Origin of the sequence: Brevibacillus fluminis, assembly GCF_052072235.1 — a bacterium.
Taxonomy (GTDB): Bacteria; Bacillota; Bacilli; order Brevibacillales; family Brevibacillaceae; genus Brevibacillus_D; species Brevibacillus_D fluminis_A.
Map to the genome: position 1 here is coordinate 3,228,937 of NZ_CM125436.1, position 21,660 is coordinate 3,250,596.

At 54.3% G+C, this 21,660-nt stretch carries 21 protein-coding genes and 1 tRNA gene; 7 read left to right on the forward strand and 15 right to left on the reverse strand.

The window, feature by feature from the left end; translation table 11 throughout:
• Nucleotides 1-24: 24 nt before the first annotated feature.
• From ACTID9_RS16045 to ACTID9_RS16070, 6 genes are all read left to right on the forward strand, one after another.
• A complete protein-coding gene (locus tag ACTID9_RS16045) occupies nucleotides 25-1,068 on the forward strand; it encodes a hypothetical protein (protein ID WP_441065510.1) in 1,044 nt (347 codons plus the stop codon).
• Nucleotides 1,069-1,212: 144 nt separating this feature from the next.
• Nucleotides 1,213-1,530 carry a hypothetical protein gene (locus ACTID9_RS16050; RefSeq protein WP_441065512.1) on the forward strand — a complete coding sequence of 106 codons (318 nt, stop codon included), beginning with the start codon at nucleotides 1,213-1,215 and terminating at the stop codon, nucleotides 1,528-1,530.
• Between the two features lie 204 nt (nucleotides 1,531-1,734).
• Complete coding sequence (locus ACTID9_RS16055) at nucleotides 1,735-2,664, forward strand: ArsR/SmtB family transcription factor (protein WP_441065514.1); 930 nt, start codon at nucleotides 1,735-1,737, stop codon at nucleotides 2,662-2,664.
• Nucleotides 2,661-3,893, forward strand: a complete 1,233-nt coding sequence (locus ACTID9_RS16060; protein WP_441065516.1) for an MDR family MFS transporter — start codon at nucleotides 2,661-2,663, stop codon at nucleotides 3,891-3,893. The genes ACTID9_RS16055 and ACTID9_RS16060 overlap by 4 nt, the downstream gene beginning before the upstream one ends.
• A 150-nt stretch (nucleotides 3,894-4,043) precedes the next feature.
• Entirely contained in the window at nucleotides 4,044-4,955 is a 912-nt protein-coding gene (locus ACTID9_RS16065) for a class I SAM-dependent methyltransferase (protein WP_441065518.1), read from the forward strand.
• 114 nt (nucleotides 4,956-5,069) lie between these two features.
• Nucleotides 5,070-5,660, forward strand: a complete 591-nt coding sequence (locus ACTID9_RS16070) for a DJ-1/PfpI family protein (RefSeq protein ID WP_441065519.1) — start codon at nucleotides 5,070-5,072, stop codon at nucleotides 5,658-5,660.
• A 79-nt stretch (nucleotides 5,661-5,739) separates the two neighbouring features.
• Here the strand turns inward: ACTID9_RS16070 and ACTID9_RS16075 are convergent, their stop codons facing one another.
• The 4 genes from ACTID9_RS16075 to ACTID9_RS16090 form a co-directional block, all read right to left on the reverse strand.
• Nucleotides 5,740-6,579: an SDR family NAD(P)-dependent oxidoreductase gene (locus ACTID9_RS16075; RefSeq protein WP_441065521.1), complete on the reverse strand. Its 840-nt coding sequence runs from the start codon at nucleotides 6,577-6,579 to the stop codon at nucleotides 5,740-5,742.
• A 36-nt stretch (nucleotides 6,580-6,615) separates the two neighbouring features.
• On the reverse strand, nucleotides 6,616-6,969 hold the full coding sequence (locus tag ACTID9_RS16080) for a GIY-YIG nuclease family protein (RefSeq protein WP_441065523.1): 354 nt from the start codon (nucleotides 6,967-6,969) through the stop codon (nucleotides 6,616-6,618).
• Between the two features lie 374 nt (nucleotides 6,970-7,343).
• Nucleotides 7,344-8,729, reverse strand: coding sequence for a dihydropyrimidinase (hydA, locus tag ACTID9_RS16085; protein ID WP_441065525.1), 1,386 nt, complete (start codon nucleotides 8,727-8,729; stop codon nucleotides 7,344-7,346).
• A 205-nt stretch (nucleotides 8,730-8,934) separates the two neighbouring features.
• A complete protein-coding gene (locus ACTID9_RS16090) occupies nucleotides 8,935-9,567 on the reverse strand; it encodes a DsbA family oxidoreductase (RefSeq protein WP_441065527.1) in 633 nt (210 codons plus the stop codon).
• A 162-nt stretch (nucleotides 9,568-9,729) separates the two neighbouring features.
• On the opposite strand from ACTID9_RS16090, the gene ACTID9_RS16095 reads away from it, so the two are divergent.
• Nucleotides 9,730-10,578 carry an SDR family oxidoreductase gene (locus ACTID9_RS16095; RefSeq protein WP_441065529.1) on the forward strand — a complete coding sequence of 283 codons (849 nt, stop codon included), beginning with the start codon at nucleotides 9,730-9,732 and terminating at the stop codon, nucleotides 10,576-10,578.
• A gap of 56 nt (nucleotides 10,579-10,634) precedes the next feature.
• Here the strand turns inward: ACTID9_RS16095 and ACTID9_RS16100 are convergent.
• From ACTID9_RS16100 to ACTID9_RS16150, 11 genes are all read right to left on the reverse strand, one after another.
• A tRNA-Leu gene (locus ACTID9_RS16100) sits at nucleotides 10,635-10,721 on the reverse strand.
• A gap of 203 nt (nucleotides 10,722-10,924) precedes the next feature.
• A complete protein-coding gene (locus tag ACTID9_RS16105; protein WP_441065530.1) occupies nucleotides 10,925-12,559 on the reverse strand; it encodes an MDR family MFS transporter in 1,635 nt (544 codons plus the stop codon).
• Between the two features lie 18 nt (nucleotides 12,560-12,577).
• Nucleotides 12,578-13,018, reverse strand: coding sequence for a MarR family winged helix-turn-helix transcriptional regulator (locus ACTID9_RS16110; RefSeq protein ID WP_441065532.1), 441 nt, complete (start codon nucleotides 13,016-13,018; stop codon nucleotides 12,578-12,580).
• 168 nt (nucleotides 13,019-13,186) lie between these two features.
• Nucleotides 13,187-13,963, reverse strand: coding sequence for an enoyl-CoA hydratase/isomerase family protein (locus ACTID9_RS16115; protein WP_441065534.1), 777 nt, complete (start codon nucleotides 13,961-13,963; stop codon nucleotides 13,187-13,189).
• A gap of 55 nt (nucleotides 13,964-14,018) precedes the next feature.
• Nucleotides 14,019-15,563 carry a long-chain-fatty-acid--CoA ligase gene (locus ACTID9_RS16120; protein ID WP_441065535.1) on the reverse strand — a complete coding sequence of 515 codons (1,545 nt, stop codon included), beginning with the start codon at nucleotides 15,561-15,563 and terminating at the stop codon, nucleotides 14,019-14,021.
• Between the two features lie 69 nt (nucleotides 15,564-15,632).
• The gene (locus ACTID9_RS16125; RefSeq protein ID WP_441065537.1) at nucleotides 15,633-16,445 is read right to left on the reverse strand and encodes an SDR family NAD(P)-dependent oxidoreductase; all 813 of its coding nucleotides are present in this window, start codon (nucleotides 16,443-16,445) and stop codon (nucleotides 15,633-15,635) included.
• Between the two features lie 22 nt (nucleotides 16,446-16,467).
• Nucleotides 16,468-16,863, reverse strand: a complete 396-nt coding sequence (locus tag ACTID9_RS16130; protein WP_441065538.1) for a MaoC/PaaZ C-terminal domain-containing protein — start codon at nucleotides 16,861-16,863, stop codon at nucleotides 16,468-16,470.
• Between the two features lie 15 nt (nucleotides 16,864-16,878).
• Complete coding sequence (locus ACTID9_RS16135) at nucleotides 16,879-17,322, reverse strand: MaoC family dehydratase N-terminal domain-containing protein (protein WP_441065540.1); 444 nt, start codon at nucleotides 17,320-17,322, stop codon at nucleotides 16,879-16,881.
• 16 nt (nucleotides 17,323-17,338) lie between these two features.
• Nucleotides 17,339-18,484 (reverse strand): acyl-CoA dehydrogenase family protein, encoded by a 1,146-nt coding sequence (locus ACTID9_RS16140; RefSeq protein ID WP_441065542.1) that lies wholly within the window; start codon nucleotides 18,482-18,484, stop codon nucleotides 17,339-17,341.
• Between the two features lie 156 nt (nucleotides 18,485-18,640).
• Nucleotides 18,641-20,722, reverse strand: a complete 2,082-nt coding sequence (locus ACTID9_RS16145) for a sigma 54-interacting transcriptional regulator (RefSeq protein ID WP_441065544.1) — start codon at nucleotides 20,720-20,722, stop codon at nucleotides 18,641-18,643.
• 40 nt (nucleotides 20,723-20,762) lie between these two features.
• Nucleotides 20,763-21,650: a GNAT family N-acetyltransferase gene (locus tag ACTID9_RS16150; protein ID WP_441065546.1), complete on the reverse strand. Its 888-nt coding sequence runs from the start codon at nucleotides 21,648-21,650 to the stop codon at nucleotides 20,763-20,765.
• Nucleotides 21,651-21,660 lie beyond the last annotated feature (10 nt).

Consider the following 21,660-nt stretch of genomic DNA (forward strand, 5'->3'; position numbering starts at 1 on the left):
CCCATCATTGTAGAAGTAGAAGTTTTGTTTTTTTCTACTGTCTACTATGATGGGAGCATATCAGTCGGCATCGGCTTCTTGAATGAAAAAAACCGCAAGCAAGGCGCTTGCCTGATCGTTTATACGCACGGGAACCATCCTTCCATCATGCGGCTCGTCCCTCAAGCGGTCGGCTTGCAGCTCTCCGGCTCATCCATCTCCGTCCCCGTGCGCACGATTCGTTCCGGCGGCTTTCGTTCCTTTGCCAGCATCCAGACCAACCGGTACAAGGAAAAAATCCGCCCGGTGAAAGCCGGCTACAGCGTTGGACGGCCGGATGCGTCAGGAACGGCCGGCTTGATCGTGACCAATTTTCCGGAGCGAAACCAATTGTACGTGTTAAGCAACAACCATGTGTTAAACAGCGACAATTCGCCCTCCTTCACGGAAACACTCCAGCCAGGCGGCGCCGATGGCGGACGTTCGGGCATCGACACGATCGGACGGTTGGACCGTTTCGTCGCCTTGCGCAAAACCGGCGCTAATTTTGTGGATGGCGCAACTTCGATTCCGCTACGAAACAGCCTCTTGACACCGCGCTATGCCACGGTCGGCGAATTGCCGGGGCATGTGTCCTCGTACCGGATCGGCGACCGCATGAAAAAGGTGGGCCGAACGACAGGTCTGGTAAAAGGCGTGGTCGAATCGATCCATACCGATATCATGGTGGATTACGGTGACTACGGGAATCTGGGGACGATCCGGTTTCGCAATCAAACGGTCATCAGAGGCGTCAACCGGGTTTCGCTTCCCGGCGACTCCGGCTCCGTCTGGCTGCGGGCACGTGATCATTTCGCAGCCGCCGTCAATTTCGCCGGTACCGTCGATGGCAGGCGCTCGATTGCCTATCCGGTCGAATGGTTCATGCAAGTGTTTCAGACCCGTGTCGCTACGGCAAAAGGTGTCGGCAGCGTTCTGCGGGCGAGCAACCGCAATCACAGTCAAGTCCGCCCGCTTACACCCGCCCAATTGCGCTCCATAACGGTTCGCCAGGTCAAAAAACAAACCAAACAACGTCCGACGAAATGAGCGCTTGCCTGTGAGGCAGCGCTTTTTATCTGTGTGTACCGCTTCGCTCGTTATCCGCCCATTTTCCTGTGCATCTATCACGCCCCGGGCGAATGCACATACATTACTACAGAGAAAACTACTTACAGATTGCGAGTGAATCCGATGAACGAACAGCAAAATCAACCGGGAGACTATCAGCAACAGCCCATGCACCAGCAAATGGAGCATCATTTCCACTACCCGATCGACCCGACTCAATACTCCATCGAGCAAGTTCGCCTTGGCTTTGGCGGCGCAGGCTGGGTTCTCCCGCTTCTCTTCTTGACTCCGTTCTTTTTCAATCGTGGCGGATTTGGCGGCGGATATGATGGCGCCAACTATGCACAACCGTTTCCATTACCGTATCCATACCCGTATCCGTATCCTCTTCCGACCTATCAAACCACGCCTGGCTTTCCACCTTACGGCCCTTACTATTAAACATCCATTGCCAAGCGGGGATGTCTGTTTACGTCAGACGTCCCCGTTTTCTCCATTCATGGCCAAGACAAGCCCTTGGTACTATCTTTACACGATCCGGATTGTTCGTTGGAACTCGCTCTTTCCAACCGAGCGATTTTATGGTACGCTCATTTTGTTCGTTTTTTATCGAACTAACGTTAAATTTTACAGGAGTCGAACAAGATGACATATAACCTGATCGTTGACAGCTCGCCCGTCTATGAATTGGTCACCAGCTTTTATACGTTCATTCATTGGAAGCAAATGAAGCATGCGCGGCTTGGGAGTGAATGGCGCGATCAAGTCGCCCGCGGCCTTTCTCATTCGTTCGCACAGGAATTGTCGGACGAACGCTGGGAAGTGCTGCACCGCATCAATTTGCTGGTCAGCCTCTGCCCCCAAAAAGATTCCGTCCCGTCATTTCTGGACTGGCTTGCCGCCCAATCGCCTGGCGACATCTATGAACGGCTCGCTCCTTGGGTCGATAGCATCCCTGGCAATCTGGAAGAGATTCGCGACCGGTCCGTCTATTTGCTGTCGGAATGGAACCGCCACTATTTTCAAACGGTCGACAGCAGCCTGATTGAAGGACTGCATCAGGACGCTTCCGAGAAGCGACAGATGGCAGATACGCTGCCGGCTTGGGAGGTGGTGGATCGGGCTACCAACGGCATGGTGATCGAGCCGGTTTCCGGGCTGCAGACGGTCTATCTCATCCCTCAGTACCATTGCCATCCATATGCGATCATCGATTTTCACCGTTCGGTCTGCACGTGCCTGTATCCTTCCCGGCTTTTAGACGAGCGACTCAACCAGCCTTCATGGACGCTTCAGGACGCTACGCAAGCACTTGCGGACGACAAGCGGCTGAAAATTCTCCGCTTGATCGCCCGGCAGCCTTGCAGTTTTTCCGATATTCAACAGAACATCGGGTTGGCAAAAAGCACGGTCAATCACCATCTGTCGTTATTGCGCCGGGCCGGGATGATTCACGCTCATTATGCCGGGCATTCGACTGCGCAGCGTTACAGTTTGCGGCCGCATGGTTTTGAGACGTTGCAGCAGCTTTTGCAATCCTTCATTTTCCCGTCGAACCAGGAGGGTGGACAATGAATCGCTTACGGCTCTTTTTGCAAGAATTCCATCCGGTCGTCCATCTCTTGCTGGCTGGCGCGGTCACACTGGCCGTCGCCAATTGCATCAGCATTTTGTATTTGCCGCTGTATCTCGTGCGCGTCCATCACATCGATCCCGTGATGATCGGGTTGATCGTCGGCGTCGGCTCGCTTGCATCCATGTTCGGCGGATTTTTTGCCGGCACGCTTTCCGACATGATCGGCCGGCGCAAAGTCATTCTCGTCTCGCTGTATTTGTCGGTCGCGCTGTTCGTTGCGTTGGGCATGGCGGATCATCCCGCGGCGCTGTTTTTCATCATGATCCTCGACGGCTGGTGTGTCGCCTGTTACGCTCCTGTGGCAAAAGCATTGATGAGCGATATGACGCCAACGGATAAACGGATGCGCGTCTTTTCGCTGCGCTATGTGGCCACGAACATCGGCTATGCGGCAGGGCCCGCGATCGGTGCCTACATTTCACTGTCTGGCGTTTTGAACCCGTTTTACTGTTCGGCAGTGCTTCTCCTGGTTTATACCATCGCGTTGCACATCTGCCTCAACCGTTACGGCATCAGGCATGTGTCCGGCCAGTCCGGCGAGCAGACCACATTTGCCTCCGCCATGAAAACGATCGCGCGGGACAAAATATTGCTGTCCTTTATCCTCGGAGGAATCATCAGCACAATGGTGCATGGCAAATGGTCCGTCACCATTCAGCAGCATTTGGAAGGGAGCATCGCGAATGGCGAGCTGCTTTACGGCACGCTCGTGTCAGTCAACAGCGTCGGCGTCATCCTCCTCCAATACCCGCTGACCCGCTGGGCGGAAAAGCATTCGCCGTTTTTCATGGTCGTGACCGGCACCCTCCTGTTCACCCTCGGTACGATCGGCTTCGGGCTGTCAAGCGGATGGGCATCGTTCATCGCATCCATGATTGTTTTCACGGTCGGCGAGATTTTGATGATACCAAGCGAATTCATCCTGATCGACCGCATTACGCCTGACGACATGCGCGGCACGTATTACGGTGCACAAAATCTGACCGAGCTGGGCAGTTTCCTCGGCCCTGTCATCGGTGGTCTGCTGCTGCAAAAGTACGGAGGCACCGCGATGTTTTTCGGATTCGCTGCGATTTTATTGATCAGCCTGATTTTTTTCCGCAATGGCCATGTCCGCTGGCAGAAGAAGCAGCAGCGTTCGCATCATACGCATGTCATTTCCCAGTAAAAAACGCACAAAATTTTGCACATCGATATATTGACAAAAATTTATTTTTGTGTTATGATTAAAATTTAATATATTTACTTCATACGTTTTCTTGTGATAAAAATAGAGATGCACCTGCCTTCCACCCTACCTGTTTAGGAGGTTATCTCTATGCAAGATCATCAATCCAGTCTGACCGCATTGATCAGCGCTTTCGGGCGCGCGTATCATTCACGCTTCGATTCTCCGCACATTTTTGACGATTCCATGGCGCACCGCTTGTTTCGCGAAGGAGAGTTCGCTCTGCTTGGCCGAAACATGGCGGCTGCGCTTCCCTTTTTTGCCCCTCAGTATGCCGATCAGCAGTTGAATCAGGAGGAAGCACTGGCGATCGTCATGCGCAACCAGAGCACCCCGATCACGCTCTCCCGGGCCAAATATACCGAAGATTCACTTCATGCAGCCCTCGCCGATGGCGTACAGCAGTATGTCATTTTGGGCGCCGGGTTCGATACGTATGCGTTCCGGAAGCCGCCAACGGCGCAGCTGCACGTTTTTGAAGTGGATCATCCCGCGACACAGCAAGACAAGCGCGAACGGATTGCTGCTTTTTCGCCAGAGCTTCCTGACTGCCTCCACTTTGTACCTGTCGATTTCACCCGGGAACGTTTGGTCGAAAAATTGCTGGCATCACCGTTTTCTCCGAATCAGCGCAGCTTTTTCAGCTGGCTTGGCGTCACGTACTACCTGCCGCAGGATGTGGTGCAGGATACGCTCCGGGCCATCGCCCAGCTCGCCCCTTCCGGCAGCACCATCCTTTTCGACTATCTCGATCCCGCTGCATTCGATCCCGCAATCGCCGCTCCTCGCGTACAAAAAATGCTCCAGGTCGTAGCCCGAACCGGCGAGCCGATGATAACAGGCTTTGACCCGCAGACGCTCGCCGCCTTGCTTGCGGACCTCGGCTGGAAGCTGGAAGAAAACCTCGCTCCCGCTGACATTCAGGCCCGCTTTTTCCAAGGACAGACCCATGGCTACTCCGCTTTTGAGCATGTCCATTTTGCGCGCGCCGTTGTCAGGTAGCCTCTTTCTGATTAGAAATCCTGAACGTGCGGATCAGAACTTTCAATTTTACGAATCACAGAATGTGGCATATGATCCTTGTAGATCACCGATCAGACAAGGAGCGAGAGTGGAATGAAACGAATTTGCCTGTTGTTGCCCAATGGATTTGAAGCTGTCGAGGCGAGCGTGTTCACCGATGTGTTCGGCTGGAACAAAGAAGAGGGCGATGGCGCCACCGAGTTGATCACGGTTGGGACACGCCCTCAATTGACGTGCACATGGAACTTTACCGTACTGCCGGAAAAAACGCTTGACGAGGTTACCGTCGACGAATTCGATGCGTTGGCCCTGCCCGGAGGCTTTGAACAGGCTGGCTTTTACGAAGATGCGTATCGCCCGGATGTGCTGGCCTTCATCCGTGAATTCGATCGTCAAAACAAGGTCATCGCTTCGATCTGCGTCGGCGCGCTGCCGATCGGCAAAAGCGGGGTTCTGCAAGGTCGCCAAGCAACGACGTACAACTTGAGCAATCGCAACCGCCAAAATCAGCTTGCCGAAATGGGTGCAAACGTCCTTGGCGATGAGCCGATTGTCGTCGACCGGAACGTCATCACCTCGTTTAACCCTTCGACTGCGTTCGATGTGGCGTTCACACTGCTCGAAATGCTGACATCGACCGAAAACTGCAATGTGGTGAAAAGGCAGATGGGCTTTATCGGATAACCAATGACAAAAACGCCGACCATGGCTTCAACTAACATGGTTGGCGTTTTGTCGTTTGTCTATTTGAATCGAACACTATTTACGGCACCACAAACGTTGGATTGCGCTCCTCCAACAAGTCTTCCAGACGCTGTTTGACCGGTCGTTTCCACTGGCTGTCAGGCAAAATGTAAAAACGTTTGTGCTTGATCGCCGCAAACGCGATGTCCGCGACTTCATCCGGCTTCATTCCCGTTTTCACGCCCTCGCGGATGAATTGCGCGATAGCGGTTCCGATCGGCGAACGTCCCTCTTCCTCCGGCGAATTGCGCAGTCCTTCCGGGCGATTCCGCTCTGCATCGCAGATTTTGGTTTGGACAAAGCCGGGACAGAGCACAGATACCCCCACCTTGGCCTGCGATAGCTTCAACTCATGGTACAGCGTCTCGGAAAATGCGACGACGGCATGCTTGGTAACACGGTAGATACTATTCCCCGGCCCGCTCTCCAATCCGGCCATCGACGCTGTATTGGTAATGTGGCAAAGTGTGTCCTGCTCCAGCATGATCGGGACAAACGTGCGAGTCGCATGGATCAGCCCCCATAGATTGACATTCAACACCCACTGCCAGTCGGCCACCGTGCTGTTCCACAACAAGGACCCCGCCCCAACGCCGGCATTGTTGAACAAGTAATGGACGCCTCCATATGTGCGTATCGTCTCTTCTGCCAGACGTTTGATGTCGGCTTCATTCCCCACATCGGTGACTACCCCCATGATGTCAGCGCCTGCCTCTCGCAACTCAGCTTCTGTGGCTGCCAGCGCACGTTCCTCCACATCGGCAAGAACGACCTTCATCCCTTCTTTTATGCTCCGCAGTGCGAGCGCTTTGCCGATTCCTTCTGCCGCACCCGTAATGACCGCTACTTTCGCCTTCATGGTATATCTGCCCCTTATTTTTACCATTTCCATCTTTTATGGTTTTTTCCCGTTATAGCCCCGCTCGCCGAACGGTTGCAACTGCTCGATCCATTTTGCCTCCAGCTTCTCCAAAGCATCGGCCGGATCGAAATAACCTTGCTCTTTGCGCTTCAATACTTCCAGAACCTCGACGGCAAAAGCGCCTTCCCCGTATTCATTCCACTCTTGCTGCAGACTTTTGTTTACATGTGAACCTTGTCGGAGCGAAAACGTTTTGCCATTGATCGTCTTCAGGTTCAGCGTGCTAGCGACCAAGCGCTTGTCATTTTGCGTATTGCGTATCTGGTACACGCCCGCTTCCGGTTTGATTTCTTTATACTGGAGCTTGATTTCAGCCCTGCGATTCATGTTTCTCATCCTTTCCTTTTGTTTCACCTACAAATAACGGGCGATCATCCGGACCAGCTTTGCAGGGAACTCTTGCAAATTCGTGATATTCAAAAATTTGTCATTCCCATAGATGTCGCCGATTACATCCTTGTCTTGACCGATTGCGGCTGCAAGCTCCCTTGATGATTATTAAACGATAAATATATTTGTTTGTAAATACAATAGACAAAATTTATTTACGTTTGTTTTGCATAAACAACAAAGCCAAAAAAGCCACCTTCTCCTTGTGACAGAAAAGTTGGCTTTTCTCGTTTCCCGATCGGAATCTTCACTTAAATCCGGGCGCACGCATTCCTGCGTTTTGCCACGGATTTTGTCCCAATTTATCTTCATTATGGCCTGGCGAATCGTTTCCGATGGAGATACTGTCCGGCACCTGTCGAGCCGACATACTGGCGTTCACGTATGACAAAATTGCCGCGTGACAGGACGGAGACGACATCTCCCTGCAGCTTCATCCCCTCAAACGGATTGTAATCCACATTCATGTGGTGCGTGTTTGCGGAAACGACGCGCGTCGCCTTCGGATCGAAAATGACGATGTCCGCATCGGAGCCGATGGCGATCGTACCTTTTTTGGGGAAGAGGCCAAACAGCTTGGCTGCTTTTGTCGAGGTGACGTCGACGAACTGGTTCAGACTGATGCGACCGGCATGTACGCCTTCCGAGAACAGGATGCCGAATCGGTCCTCGATGATCGGTCCGCCATTCGGAATTTTGCGAAAATCTTCGCGACCAAGCTCCTTCTGCCCGACAAAGTTGAACGGACAATGATCCGATCCTACCGTTTGCAAAATCCCGCTGGCAAGTGCGCTCCAAAGCGTCTCCTGGTGCCATGCTTCACGCAGCGGCGGCGACCAGACATATTTGGCGCCGGCAAAATCCGGACGTTCCAGCTCATGAATATCGAGGACCAAATATTGCGGGCACGTCTCGCCATAAATGTTCCAGCCTTTTTCCCGCGCTTCCGCGATGCGTTGGACCGCTTGGGCACAAGACACATGGACGACGTACAGCTGCGCATCCGCAAGGGCCGTCAGCGCGATCGCGCGGCCTGTCGCTTCCCCTTCGGCCTCAGGCGGACGGGTCAACGCATGGTAGATCGGCTCCGTGTGTCCGGCTGCGATCGCCTTTTGCGTCAAATAATCGATGACATCCCCGTTCTCGGCGTGAACTTGCACAAGCGCACCGATTTCTTTCGCCCGGATCAACGTTTTGAACAACGTCTCATCATCGGCTTGCAGCACATTTTTGTACGCCATGAATACTTTCAGAGACGTGATGCCCTCGTGTTCGACCACGCTGCCAAGCTCCTCGAGAATCGCATCGTTCGCCTCTGCGATCATCAAATGGAAGCCATAATCGATGACGGCTTTGCCCCGTGACTTTTCATGCCAGATCCCGATCGCTTCCTGCAAGGTTTGCCCCTTGCTCGACAGGCAAAAATCGAGGATCGACGTCGTACCGCCAAAAGCCGCCGCAATCGTGCCTGTTGTAAAGTCATCCGATGTCATCGTTCCGCCAAACGGCATGGATAAATGCGTGTGCGGATCGATGCCGCCGGGAAACAAGTAGCAATGCGCGGCATCGATGATTTCCGCCCCTTCCGCATCGAGGCTCTCGCCGATCGCGATCACTTTTTCCTGATCGATCAGGACATCCGCTTGGTACGTATCGGAGGCAGTGACGACCGTTCCTCCACGAATGATTTTTTTCATCGCTCATCCCTCGCTTCGCATTCGTTTTCGCCTGACAGGTCATGCGCTTGTCCGTACAACCTATGCGGATGAGAAGCGGAACATGCCCGAAAACAATGCGGTTCTAGCATGGATGAGAAAAAGGATTTTGCACGGCATGTCTCGTATTTTCAAATCGAGATAAAAAAGAAGATGCACGCCATGCTCTGCACCTTCTTTTGTACCATTACGCTTGCTCTGTCAAGGCTGCCTGCTCAAAAGCCTTCAAAAAGTTTTCCACAGGATGCGCGCCGGAAAGAGCCAGCTTTTCATCGATGACGAAAAACGGAACGCCGGTAATTTGCAGCTCGCGCGCCAGATGGAGGTCTGCTTCAATCTCTTTTTGCTTCGCTTCGTTGGCCACTTGAACCCGGACCGTTTCCGGATCGAAGCCTTGCTCCCGGGCGATGGTTACCAAAACGTCCAGATTGCCGATGTCCTGACCATCTTCAAAATACGCGCGATAGATGGCATCGACCATTTGCGTTTGCTGTGCTTCCGGTGTTACTTTAATAAGATTGTGGGACAAGAGGGTATTCGGTTTGAATTCGACCCGATCAAAACGGAACGGCACGCCAACTCGCTCGCCCGCTTGCGTCACATGCTCCAAAATCCGATCGACGCCGTCAGGGCCGCCCGCGATTTTGGCCATCGCTTCACGGAACGGGTACCCTTCCTTCGGCGCATGCGGATCAAGGATAAACGAGCGGTACCGTACCGTGATCGGCTCTCCCTGCCACTGTGCAATCGCATCAAAGAGATTTTTTTTGCCGATGCGGCACCACGGACAAATCGTGTCCTGATAAATATCGATAATCATGGCATCTTCTCCTTCAAAAGCCGGCAGCGTCTTGAAACCTGCTGCCTTCGGCTGAATTTTTCCTGTACGGTGTAGAATCAGTTTTTTCTATCATACAGCCTTAGCTATCATTTTGCAATCAACTATTAAAAAGTAAGTGAAAAGACACTCGGGGAGGAAGTTATGCAGCAACCAGCAACAGATAAAATCGTGTTCATCACAGGCGCTGCCAGTGGATTCGGAATGGGCGCGGCCCTCGCCTTTGCCCGTCGGGGGTATCGCGTGATGGCAACCATGCGGAATTTGGCGGGCCGTACCTCATTGCAGGCTGCTGCCGAGGAGCAGAAGCTCCAATCCCGCCTTGATTATCTCGAGGTAGATGTCACCGTTCCGGCCACGATCCAGCGAGCTGTCGAGGAAACGATCAACCGATACGGGCGGATCGATATACTGGTCAACAATGCCGGTTATGCCTTGGGCGGCGCGATTGAGGAGATTCCGCTCGATTCCTGGCGGCACCAGTTTGAGACGAACTTGTTCGGCCTGATCAGCGTGACACAAGCCGTGCTCCCCTACATGCGCAAGCAGCGCACAGGCACGATCATCAACATCAGCAGTGTCAGCGGGCGGATCGGCTTGCCCGGGTACGCCCCTTATGCTTCCTCCAAATTCGCCGTCGAAGGCTTCAGCGAATCGTTGCGGATGGAGCTTTTGCCCTTCGGGATTCATGTCGTGCTGATTGAGCCGGGCGCCTACAACACGAGCATTTGGCAAAAAGGCTTCAACGGCATGGAGGTTGCGGCCGACTCCCCGTATCGTGCCATGATGGACACCGTTCTCGCCTACTCCCGCAAAACCGCCGAAACCGCTGCCGATCCGCGCGAGGTGGTTGAGGCGATTGTAAAAGCGGCAGAAACACCCGCGCCGCGCCTGCGCTACACGATGGGCAAAGGCACGCGGCTGCTCCTGGCGGCAAAGGCGCTGCTTCCGTGGAAATGGCTGGAGGGCTTGATCAAGCGGGCGCTGCGATAAGCTGTCACAAAACAAAAAACCCTTCTGAACGCGTCAGGAGGGTTTGATTTTTACATTGGTGCGGTCGAGAGGACTTGAACCTCCACGGTGTTGCCACCACTAGAACCTGAATCTAGCGCGTCTGCCAATTCCGCCACGACCGCATGTTTCTTACAAATTGAATCTACCATACTTACCCTCTTTTTTCAACAAAAAATTTGAAAAGAAGGGGCTGTCTCAAAAGTCGGTTTTTCGACTTGGAGACGCCCCTTTTGCCGTTCGAAAACGTTGATAAATCAATGTTTCTGGTTTTTGAATTTTCGCCGATTTGCCCTTTTTGGACAGCCCCCCTTTTCGTCTGTTCCATTTATTTCGCGTTTACCGGATTGGCAACCGCCTTGATGTCCGTCCCTTCCCCCTGCTCCGCTTTTCCTTTGGCAGCGGAAAGCTTGATCGTGCCAAGGAAGAAGGTGAGCACAATCCCGAACGCAATGAAACCCAGACCGTACAAATATACGTGGCTCAACGTTTCCACCAATGTCGACTGAAGCGTCGGCACGATGGTTTGCTGGATCGGTGCCGGAATTTTCGCCATCGCTTCCGGGCTGAGCAGCATGGAGTACAGACCTTGCGGAGATTGCGCGATCATGCCTTCAAGCTGCTGCGCGATGCCATGCGCTTGCGCTGGCAGCGCCTCCAGTTTCGGAACAAGCTGCTCGTTCAGCAAGTTTGCAGAACGCGCATTCATGACCGCACCCAAAATGGTCATCCCGAACGTTCCTCCGATTTGACGGAAAAACTGGCTCGAGGACGTCACGACGCCAAGCTCGGATTTCGGAAAACTTTCTTGCAGCGCCAGCGTAATGACTGGCATGACCAGACCCATTCCAAGCCCTAAGACGACCAGATTGGCTGCTGCGACGAATTGGGTCGTATCCAGATTCATCATGGACAGGAGAACAAACCCGATGCCCATCAATACCATACCGAACATGATTTGCTTGCGGATTCCGACTTTGCGGACAAACCGCCCGCCGAGAATGCTTGTGACCATCATCGAAAGCATCAGCGGCAGCATCATCGTGCCTGATTCGGACGGGCTCATGCCGATGATTCCCTGCATGAAAAACGGCACGAACATGATGGCCCCGAACATGCCGATCGACATCAAAAACCCGATCCCGTTCAGCACGGCAAACGCTTTGTTACGGAACAAATGAAGCGGTAAAATCGGTTCGCTCGCCCGCGATTCAACCCGTACAAACGCCGCCAGGAATACAGCCGCCAGCGCGAACAGGCCGATGATTTGCCAGGAGAGCCATGGATATTCTTTGCCGCCAAAGGTCAGTGCCAAAAGCAGGCTGACGACACCCGCGATCATCGTAAACATGCCGGCGATATCCAGCTTGATCGGTCCGTCGACGCGGCGGTTTTTCAATCCCAGGAAAATCAGCACGGTCGCCAGGATGCCGACCGGCAAATTGATGTAAAACACCCAGCGCCAGTTGAACGAATCGACGATCCATCCGCCAACCTGCGGCCCGACGATGGAGGAAAGGCCGAATACGGCACCAAAGACACCTTGCCATTTCGCACGTTGCTCACCGGTAAAAATATCGCCGATGATGATCATCGCCATCGGCATCATGACGCCCCCGCCGATCCCTTGAATCCCCCGGTAAACGATCAGCTGTGTCATCGTATCCGCCATCCCGCAAAGCGCAGACCCGGCGATGAAAATCACCAGACCCGTCACATAAACGGTTTTGCGCCCGATCATGTCAGCCAGCTTCCCGGCGATCGGCACGACTGCGGTCGAGGTTAACATGTACGCCGTCGTCAGCCAGGTCATGACGGCCAATCCGCCCAGTTCGCCGACAATGCGCGGCATCGCCGTTCCGACGATCGTATTATCCAGGGCTGCGAATAACATCGCAACCAGCAAGCCGGTAATGAGCACCCAGCTGTTTTTCTGTCGATTCTGTGTTGTCTGTTCACTCACGTTGCGTTCACCTCGTGTTTATTTCTTTGCCAGCACGATTTCGGCCAGCTTTTCATGCGTTCGAACCAGCGCATCCAGCTCGCTCTCGTCAAGCTGGCTCAAATAGCAGGACAAGATTTCCTTGCGTTTTTGATCGGTCGTACGGAGTGTCATCCGCCCCTTGTCCGTCAATGCAATGAATACGACCCGCCGGTCATGTTCGTGACGCAGCCGCTCCACGTACCCATGCTTATGCAGCCGGTCAATCATCACCGTAATCGCACTCGGCTTGACTTCGAGCATGTGTGCCAGCTCGCTCCCCATACATTTGCCTTCTTTCGCAAGAATCCGCAAAATGAAGTATTGCGGGCGGGTCAGCCCGATCTCACTCTCTTCTAGCATGTCATGGCCAAGCCGCTTCATCGAGATGGCGATGGCGGTCTGCAGCCGGTCGATTTTTTCATCCATCGCGTTCATCATGGTCATCTCCTCTTTCAATAAACCGCAGATTCATTAATTTGTTTTATAATTAAATTGATTAACTATATAGTACATCAACGATTCGTTTTGTACACTGGAAAATCAGCCCATTCTACATTCTTCAATCAAGAAAAAGAGGCCAGCAAGGCATGCCGACCTCTTAGTTTCCTATTCTCCCGTAAATTGGGGCGCACGCTTCTCAAAAAAGGCGCGGACGCCTTCCTGATGGTCTTTCGTGGAAAACGCGATGCCCTGTGCCATTGCTTCCTCATGCAGCAGCTGCTCCAGCGACAGCTCGTGGCTGCGATTCAAGATCGCTTTTGCCATCCCCAAGGCAGCGCCAGGCCCTGCTGCCAAAGACTCGGCGATTGCCCTGGCCCGCTCCATCAGCTCATCCTGCGCGGTCACCTCCAGCACGATGCCGTATGCATGCGCCTCTTTCGCGGTGATGATCCGCCCGGAGTACATCAGTTCCTTCGCGCGGGCAAGCCCGACCACGCGCGGCAAAAAGTACATGCCGCCAAAATCCGGGATCAGCCCGACCTTGGCGAACACTTGCCCGAATTTGGCCTCTTCTCCCGCAATGACCAAATCGCAGGCAAGTGCAAGGTTAAAGCCCGCTCCTGTCGCAAAGCCGTTCACCGCAGCGACGACCGGTTTTTCCAGGCCGTGCAGTGTGAGCAGCAGCCGATGGGCCTGCTGCAAATAGCGTTTGCCCTTTAGTGCATCCAACTCGGAAAAGCTGGCAAGATCGCCGCCCGCGCTGAACGCTTTTCCGCTGCCGGTAATAATCACGCTGCGCACGTGCGGATCGGCAGCTGCCTGCTCCAATGCGCTTTGGAAAGCGCTCACCAGCTCTGCAGAGAGCGCATTCATTTTCTGCGGGCGATTGAACGTAATCGTTGCCACGCCATTTTCCACTACATACCCAACGATCTGCTCCATCCCTTGTTTCTCCTCTCCAGTGGCTGTTTGAATCGGAAACCGCTTTGTGATTCGCTTAGCCTATGGCGTCATTTGTGAAACCGCTCTCATGAAGCTCATCGCGCAGCTTGTATTTCAAAATCTTCCCCGATGCGTTGCGCGGCAATTGCTTGACCAGATGCAGCACGCGCGGGATTTTGTAGCCTGCCAAATACGTGCGGCAAAACGTTTGCAGTTCGGAAAGTTCGATCGTAGTCCCCGGTTTCGGCACGATGATCGCCGCTACCGTTTCCCCCCAGACCGGATCGGGCACGCCAATGATCGCTGCCTCCAGCACAGCGGGATGAGAATAGAGCACTTGCTCCACTTCCACGGAGTAAATGTTTTCGCCGCCGGAGATGATCATGTCTTTTTTTCGATCGACAAGCGTCATGTAGCCGTCCTCGTCCATCACCGCCAAATCCCCGGTATGAAGCCAGCCGCCGCGCATCGCCTCCGCAGTCGCTTCCGGATTTTTGTAGTATCCTTTCATGATCGTCTCTCCGCGCATGACCAGCTCGCCGATCACGCCAGGCGGCACGTCACGGTCGTATTCGTCAACGACACGCGCTTCGGTAAGAAACATCGCGGTACCGCTCGCGCCCAGCTTACTCTTGTGCCCGTCCGGCCTGAGCGCGATCCCGCCCGGACCGCCTTCTGTCAAGCCGCACAGGTTGTAAAACTGGTCGGTGCCAAACAGCTCCATGCTTTGACGGACCAGTGCCGGAGCCATTGGGGCTGCTCCATAGCTGCAGCGCGTGACCGATGACAAATCGTATTGGCCGCGGTCCGGCACCTGCAGCATGAAATTATACATCGCAGGGACGCCGAAGAAAAAGCTGATGCGGTGCTCATGGATCGCAGCCAGCGCCGCCCGTGGATCGAAATCGCGGTGGATGACATTGACGCAGCCGAGGAATATCCCGGTAAGCAAGCAAAGGTTCAGCTGTGCCGCATGAAACAGCGGCGCCAGATGGAGCAGCCGGTCGTTCGGATTAAGCCCCATCTCGGCCATCATCTTCACGCTCACCTGCATCACGCGGTGGTGATCGAGGACGACGCCTTTTGGCTTTCCGGTCGTACCGGACGTGTACAAAATTTCCAGATCATCCCGCTCCCCAAGTGCAACTTCAGGATCATGCGTCTGGTCAGACAGCACGTCTTTGTACCGGAGCTGCCCAGCGCATATTTTTTCGCCCGCGACCACCACACCGCTTACCAACGGCGCTTCCTGCACGGCGGACGCAATCAGCCCCGCATATTCTTCATCACAAACGACCAGCATGGCATCCGAATGTTCCAGAATGTAGGCAACCTCCACAGCTGTCAGGCGAAAATTCATCGGGACCAGCACCGCTCCAAGCTTGGCAGCCGCATAAAAGGCGATGGCGAACCAGTCGGAGTTTTTCATCATCATGGCCACCTTTTGGCCTTTGGTTACGCCAAGCCGCGCGAGGCCATGTGCCAACCGGTTCACTTCCGCGTTCATTTCCGCATAGGTCCATGTGCGCCCTTCGCACATGAGCGCCCCTTTCTCTGGATGCCGCCGTGCATTCCGTGCCAAACAACTGCCGATATCCATACCCATCTCCCTCTCATAAGCATGTGATGAATACGCGCGTGTAACGAAATGAACCAAATCGCTTTGACATTATGTGTACATGCCCCCGTTGATGTGCAGCACCTGTCCATTCACATAGTTGGAAAGCGGGGAAGCCAGATAAAAGATCCCGTGCGCAGCCTCTTCAGCCAGTCCTGCCCGCTTTTGCGGAATCGACTGCTCGAACATGGTCCGCACTTTTTCCGGTATGCCGACCGCTACGCCATCCACGGTCTCCCCTTTTTCTTTGGCCTGCGTCAGCCGCGTGTCGATCAGCCCGAATGCAACGGCATTGCAATTGACCTGAAAGCCCGCCCATTCTTTCGCCACCGTCTTGGTCAGCCCGATCAAGCCTGCCTTTGCCGAGGCGTAGTTCGCCTGCCCGACATTGCCCATCACGCCTGCCACCGACGTAACGTTCACAATTTTCCGATAACGATTGACGCCCTGCTCGGCATCTGCTTTGCCTGCGTCCCGCATATAAGGCGCAGCCTCGCGAATCAGACGGAATGGGGCGATCAAATGAATGTCCAGCATTTTCTGAAATTGATCGTCCGTCATCTTGTGAATCAGGCTATCCCACGTGTAGCCTGCATTGTTCACCAAAATATCCAGCTGCCCGAATGACGCAACCGTTTCTTTTATGATCATGGGAGCAAATTCAGATGCCGTCACATCGCCGCAAACGGCAATCGCTTCTCCCCCGCTCGCCTTGATCGCTTGCACCACTTCTTCCGCCGGACCTTGATCCTTGTCGGAGACGACGATGCGTGCGCCGTGTTCCGCCATCATTTCGGCAACGGCGCGACCTACGCCGCGCCCTGCCCCTGTAATGAGTGCCACCTGGTTGTCGAGCATGCCCATTTTCCTTCCCCCTTCGTTTTCGCTATTGTTCCGGTTTGACGACCGTAAACGTTCCGCTAAGCTTTACCTCGCCCTGTTCATTTTTTACCTGAAGCTCCCCTTGCAGCAAACGTTCGCCCGCCTGCTCCACTTCCCCCGTGATGCTCCCGTAGACGGTCAGCTGTTCGCCCGGACGCGTCATTTTGGAAAAACGCACGTTAAACCGGCGCAAATGCTGGCGCGGGAACCACTGGGCAAGCGCTTGACCTGCAAAGCCCATCACGAGCATGCCATGTGCGATGACACCGCCAAGCCCCGCTTTCTCCCCGATCGGCACGACCGTATGGATCGGATTGAAGTCGCCGGATGCGCCGGCATACCGCACCAGCTGGGTGTGGGTGATTTTGTTTTTGATGATCGGTTGCAATGGCTCCATCATTCATCCTCCTGCCTTTTAAGGTCGTTCAATAATCAGGCTGGTGGCGTGCAACACAACCTCGCCCGCTTGGTTGGAAAACGTCGTCTTCAAGGTAATCAACGACATGCCGCGTTTCACCGCCGCATGGGTAACCTCGGTTTGGCCGGTGATCACATCGCCTGCGACGATGTCCTGCACATACTCATATTCCTGCTCGCCATGCAGCACCTTCATCGGGTCCAGCTCAAGCACCCGGATCAGTTCGTCGAAATCCGCACCCGCCCACATCTCAATCACCGTCGGAAATGTCGGCTGAATCGGCACATCGCGAAAGCCGGCTGCACGCGCAGCTTCCACGCTGTAATAAATCGGGTTCTCATCGCCGATCGCAAGCGCAAATTCTTTGATTTTTCCCCGCTCGATCGCGAATTGGAACGGCGCAAAGCGAAATCCCACTTTCGCTGTAATATCTCGCTCCATTTGTTTCAACTCCTTCTCATAGCCCGAGGTTTTTGGCAATAATCGTTTTCATGATCTGGTTTGTTCCGGCATAGATCGCTGCCACCGGAATATCGCGGTAACGGCGTGCGATCGGGTACTCCTCCATATAGCCGTAGCCGCCATGCAGCTGCATGCATTCGGACGCGACCTTTTTCGCCATTTCCGTCAGCCACATTTTGGCCATGGACACTTGTGTAACAACATGTTCACCATTCATATGCTTGCCGATCAAATCGTCGAGAAACGTACGGCCGATCTCGATTTCTGTCGCCAAGTCCGCGATGGCAAACTGCGTGTTTTGGAACTGGCTGATCGTCTGGCCAAACGCGCGGCGGTTTTTCACATACTCGATGGTCATGCGCAGCATCTCTTCTGCGGCCACCTGTGCGGAGATGCCGACAATGAGCCGTTCTTGCTGCAGCTTTTCCATCAAATAATAGAAGCCCTTGCCTTCCTCGCCAAGCAGATTGGCTGCCGGAACGCGCGCATCCTGAAAAATCAGCTCTGCCGTATCCTGTGCGTGCAGTCCGACTTTATCCAGCTTTTTCCCTCGCGTAAAGCCTGGGGTATCGCGCTCGACGACAAGCAGGCTGATGCCTCTGTGCGCCGGCCGCACCGCCGTGTCCGTCTTGCAGGCAACGACGATCAGATCGGCATGGATGCCGTTCGTAATGAACGTTTTCTCGCCGTTGACGATATAGTGGTCACCATCCCGGACGGCCGTCGTCTTGATCGCCGCCAAATCCGATCCGGTCCCCGGCTCCGTCATCGCGATCGCTGTAATCGTCTCTCCCGTGATGCAGCGCGGCAGCCACTGCTGCTTCTGCCAGTCGGTGCCGTAGGTGTCCAAATACGGGACGACGATATCGTTGTGCAGCCCGACACCGATCAGGCTGGTGCCGACGCGCTCCAATTCCTCATTCAGGACGACCGAATAGCCAAAGTCCGCATTCAGTCCGCCAAACTCCTCATCGATCCAGGCGCCGAGAAACCCTTGCTCGCCCAGCTTGCGCCAAAACTCCCGCGGGATCATGCGCTCCCGTTCCCACTGATCGTAATGGGGAACCGCTTCGATCGCCAAAAACTTGCGCAGCGATTCGCGAAACATATGATGCTCTTCTTTCAAATAAGTTGCCGTCATGAAGATGCTCCTTTCTTCGTTTCGCTTCCTGTTTGTTACGTGGATCAGTAGCAATCCGTGTGCCATCCGCGTTATCCTTCATCCGAGCGTATAATCCGGGCACCGGACGGTTTGCAGCGTGTGCTTTCAAGACAGCCTCGTCAGCATGCTGTCGTTTTATCGGACATCTGTTTGTTGCCGACGGAGCTTTTCATATAACACGGAACGGCTGATGCCCAAAAGCTGTGCCGCCCTCGTTTTGTTTCCGTTCGCCTCGCGAAGCGCCTGACGGATCGCCGCATGTTCGGCTTGTTCCATCAGCTTGACCGGCTGCTCGTGCGGCTTCCCGAGTTCGTCGGCATTCGTCTTTTTCAGCAAATAATCCGGCAAATCTTCCAACTGTATCCGGCCGTGCTCGGCAAAAATCATCGCCCGCTCCAGCACGTTTCGCAATTCGCGCACATTGCCAGGCCAGGGATACTCTTGCAAAAGCCGCTGGACACCCGGTTCGAGCCCGGTGATGCTGGTCCCGCTCTGCTTGTTTAATTCCTGGATGAAAAACCGGGCGAGCAGGAGAATGTCGTCCTTGCGTTTGCGCAGCGGCGGAATTTCGACGGAGATGACGTTCAGCCGGTAAAACAAGTCTTCGCGAAACTGCCCTTGCTCCACCATCGTCTCGAGATAGCGGTGGGTCGCAGCGATGATCCGCACGTCAACATGAATCCGCTCCGTCCCCCCTACCCGATAAAACTCCTTCTCCTGCAATACGCGCAGCAGCTTTGCCTGCAGCGTGAGCGACATGTCGCCTACTTCATCCAGAAACAGCGTCCCGCCATTGGCCAAATCGAATTTGCCCAGCTTGCCTTTCTGCTTCGCCCCGGTAAAAGCGCCTTCTTCATAGCCGAAAAATTCCGACTCAAGCAAATGCTCGGGAATCGCGGCACAATTCACCGTGACGAATGGCCCCGCATTGCGCGAGCTGCTGCTGTGGATCGCATGGGCGAACAGCTCCTTGCCCGTCCCGCTCTCCCCACGGATCAGGATGGTCGACGGCCCTTTTGCCGCCTTCGTCACGCTGCGGATCACCTTTTGCATCGGTTCATCCTGGGTCATGATCTGCTCGAATGTGAACCGGGCACCTTCCGACTTGCGCAGCTGCGTTGTGGCGGACTGGTCTTTTTCTTCATTTTTTTCAAACCGCCGGAACCGCTCCCGCACTTCTTTCAGCTGGCGAAAGACGATTTTTCCAACCGCGCCGATCAGCTCATCGCCCTGGAAGACCGGAATCCGGTGAATGATATAGGCGATCCCTTTCACTTCCATGAACTCGCTGACATCCGCAATGCCCGTTTTCATCACATTGGTTAACCCGAGCTGCGGCAAAAGCGCATCGATTTTGGCAGCTTCCGCCTTCTTTTCATCAAGCTCAAACAATTCGAGCACCGATTGGCTGATGAAGGTGATTTCGTGCTGCTCATTGATCATCACAAGGCCGTCGTACGCGTGGTCGATCACGGTTTGCAGCAAGCTTTTCCATTTTTTCGCGGTCTCCAGTTCCTCCGCGATTTTTTCCACTTCGGAAACCGGCTGGACCAACGCGATCAGCCCATCTTTTCCGCTCACGGTCTCATAGGTACAAACGCGGATGACCATTTGCTGTCCGCCCAGCTGCAATGGCCGGTGCATCTCGTTGCTCCATTCACGCTCTTGCAGCGGAATAAACTCCGCCAAATCCCGATGCAAAAGCTCTGCTTCGGATTTCCCGACAAGTGCGCAAAGCCTGCGGTTGACGAACTGAATCCGCCGGTTTTCGTCGGTCAGCAGTGCTCCCAGCTGCGAGGTATCCAAAATTTCCTCCAGCTGCTCCTTTAAAAGCCTTGTCTTGTGGAAGAGTGCGAAGATCACATCCGTTTTCGTGATCAACCCGACAACGCGTCCCTCTTCATCCACGATCGTTCCAGTCCCCACCGGGCTCGTCCAGACGATCTCTTCAAGCTCGTCATAACGGATGGTCACCGGAATCGTGGATGCGCTCCCTTTTTTGATATAAGCCGAGATCGGCGTCTCCAGCTCTTTGCCTTCGACCAGCATCTGGTATAAGGAGCTTTTCGGAAAAGCGCCGATCGGGCGCCCTTCCTCATCCGTCACCGGGACGGTATTCCATTTGAGCCGCTTGATCAATTCGATCGCCTGTGCCAGGGTGTCAGTGGCAAGCAAGCCTTTGTCTAACGGTGTCATGATGTCGCGAACGGAAATCAACGGCTTCCCTCCTTTTCTGCCACTCGCCTGGATGCCAGCGTCAAAACTCCGCGATGAGCGGCCACGCCAGTTGACGTTGTTGCAGCGAGTGCGGCCCGCGCGCCATCAGTTTGTTCGCTTTTTCGATCGGCAAAGGCGTAAACGCAAGCTCTGCCTCGAACAGATCGGGACAAAAATGCAGTTCCACCTGCTCGATCTTCCCTTCGACCAGGCCGACAATTCGTTCGATCGATGGCTGCGCATGCCCGATGACGGCGTACAGATGAAGCGTTTCCTCAATCACTTCAAACACGAGCACGGCATCCAGCTCGCGGGCATCGTACAGCTTTTGCTGCCATGCGGGGTCATACAGATTCAGGAAAAAGGAAGATCGATAGTCAATCGGTGCGAAGGCGTGCGATAGCGCCGTTTGCTTGTCGAAGCAAGCGCGGATGAGGGCAGCATCCGACTCGGAAAAAATCGATAGACGCACAAGCCCGGTCTCTGCTTTCCTCCCTTGGGACAGATACGGATTCGCCGCCTTCCAGCGATGATGAGAAACGACTTCAAAACCAAACGGCACATACAGTTCCGGTGACGACGTGAACAAAAACGTCCACTGATGTGCCGCATCGATCTGCTTGAGCATCTCCGCCATCAGCCGTTTCATCAGCCCCTGGCCGCGATAGGCCGGATCTGTCATAACCGATTGGATGCATGCCGCTTCCATCCGCTTGCCGTCGAACATCATCGGCGTGACGAAAAAAGAGGCATTGGCAATCGCGTTCCCTTGATCGAAAAAAGTGACGGGGGTGTAGGTGGGGTCCCAAAAGCCGCGTTGATAAAAATCTGCCAGCAAGGTGGCATCCAATCCAAACACTTTTTCAAAGAGCGGGTACAGCTTTTCACGCCATTCATGTTGGCTGGCATAACCGGTCGCAAATTCCATTTTTGCAAGA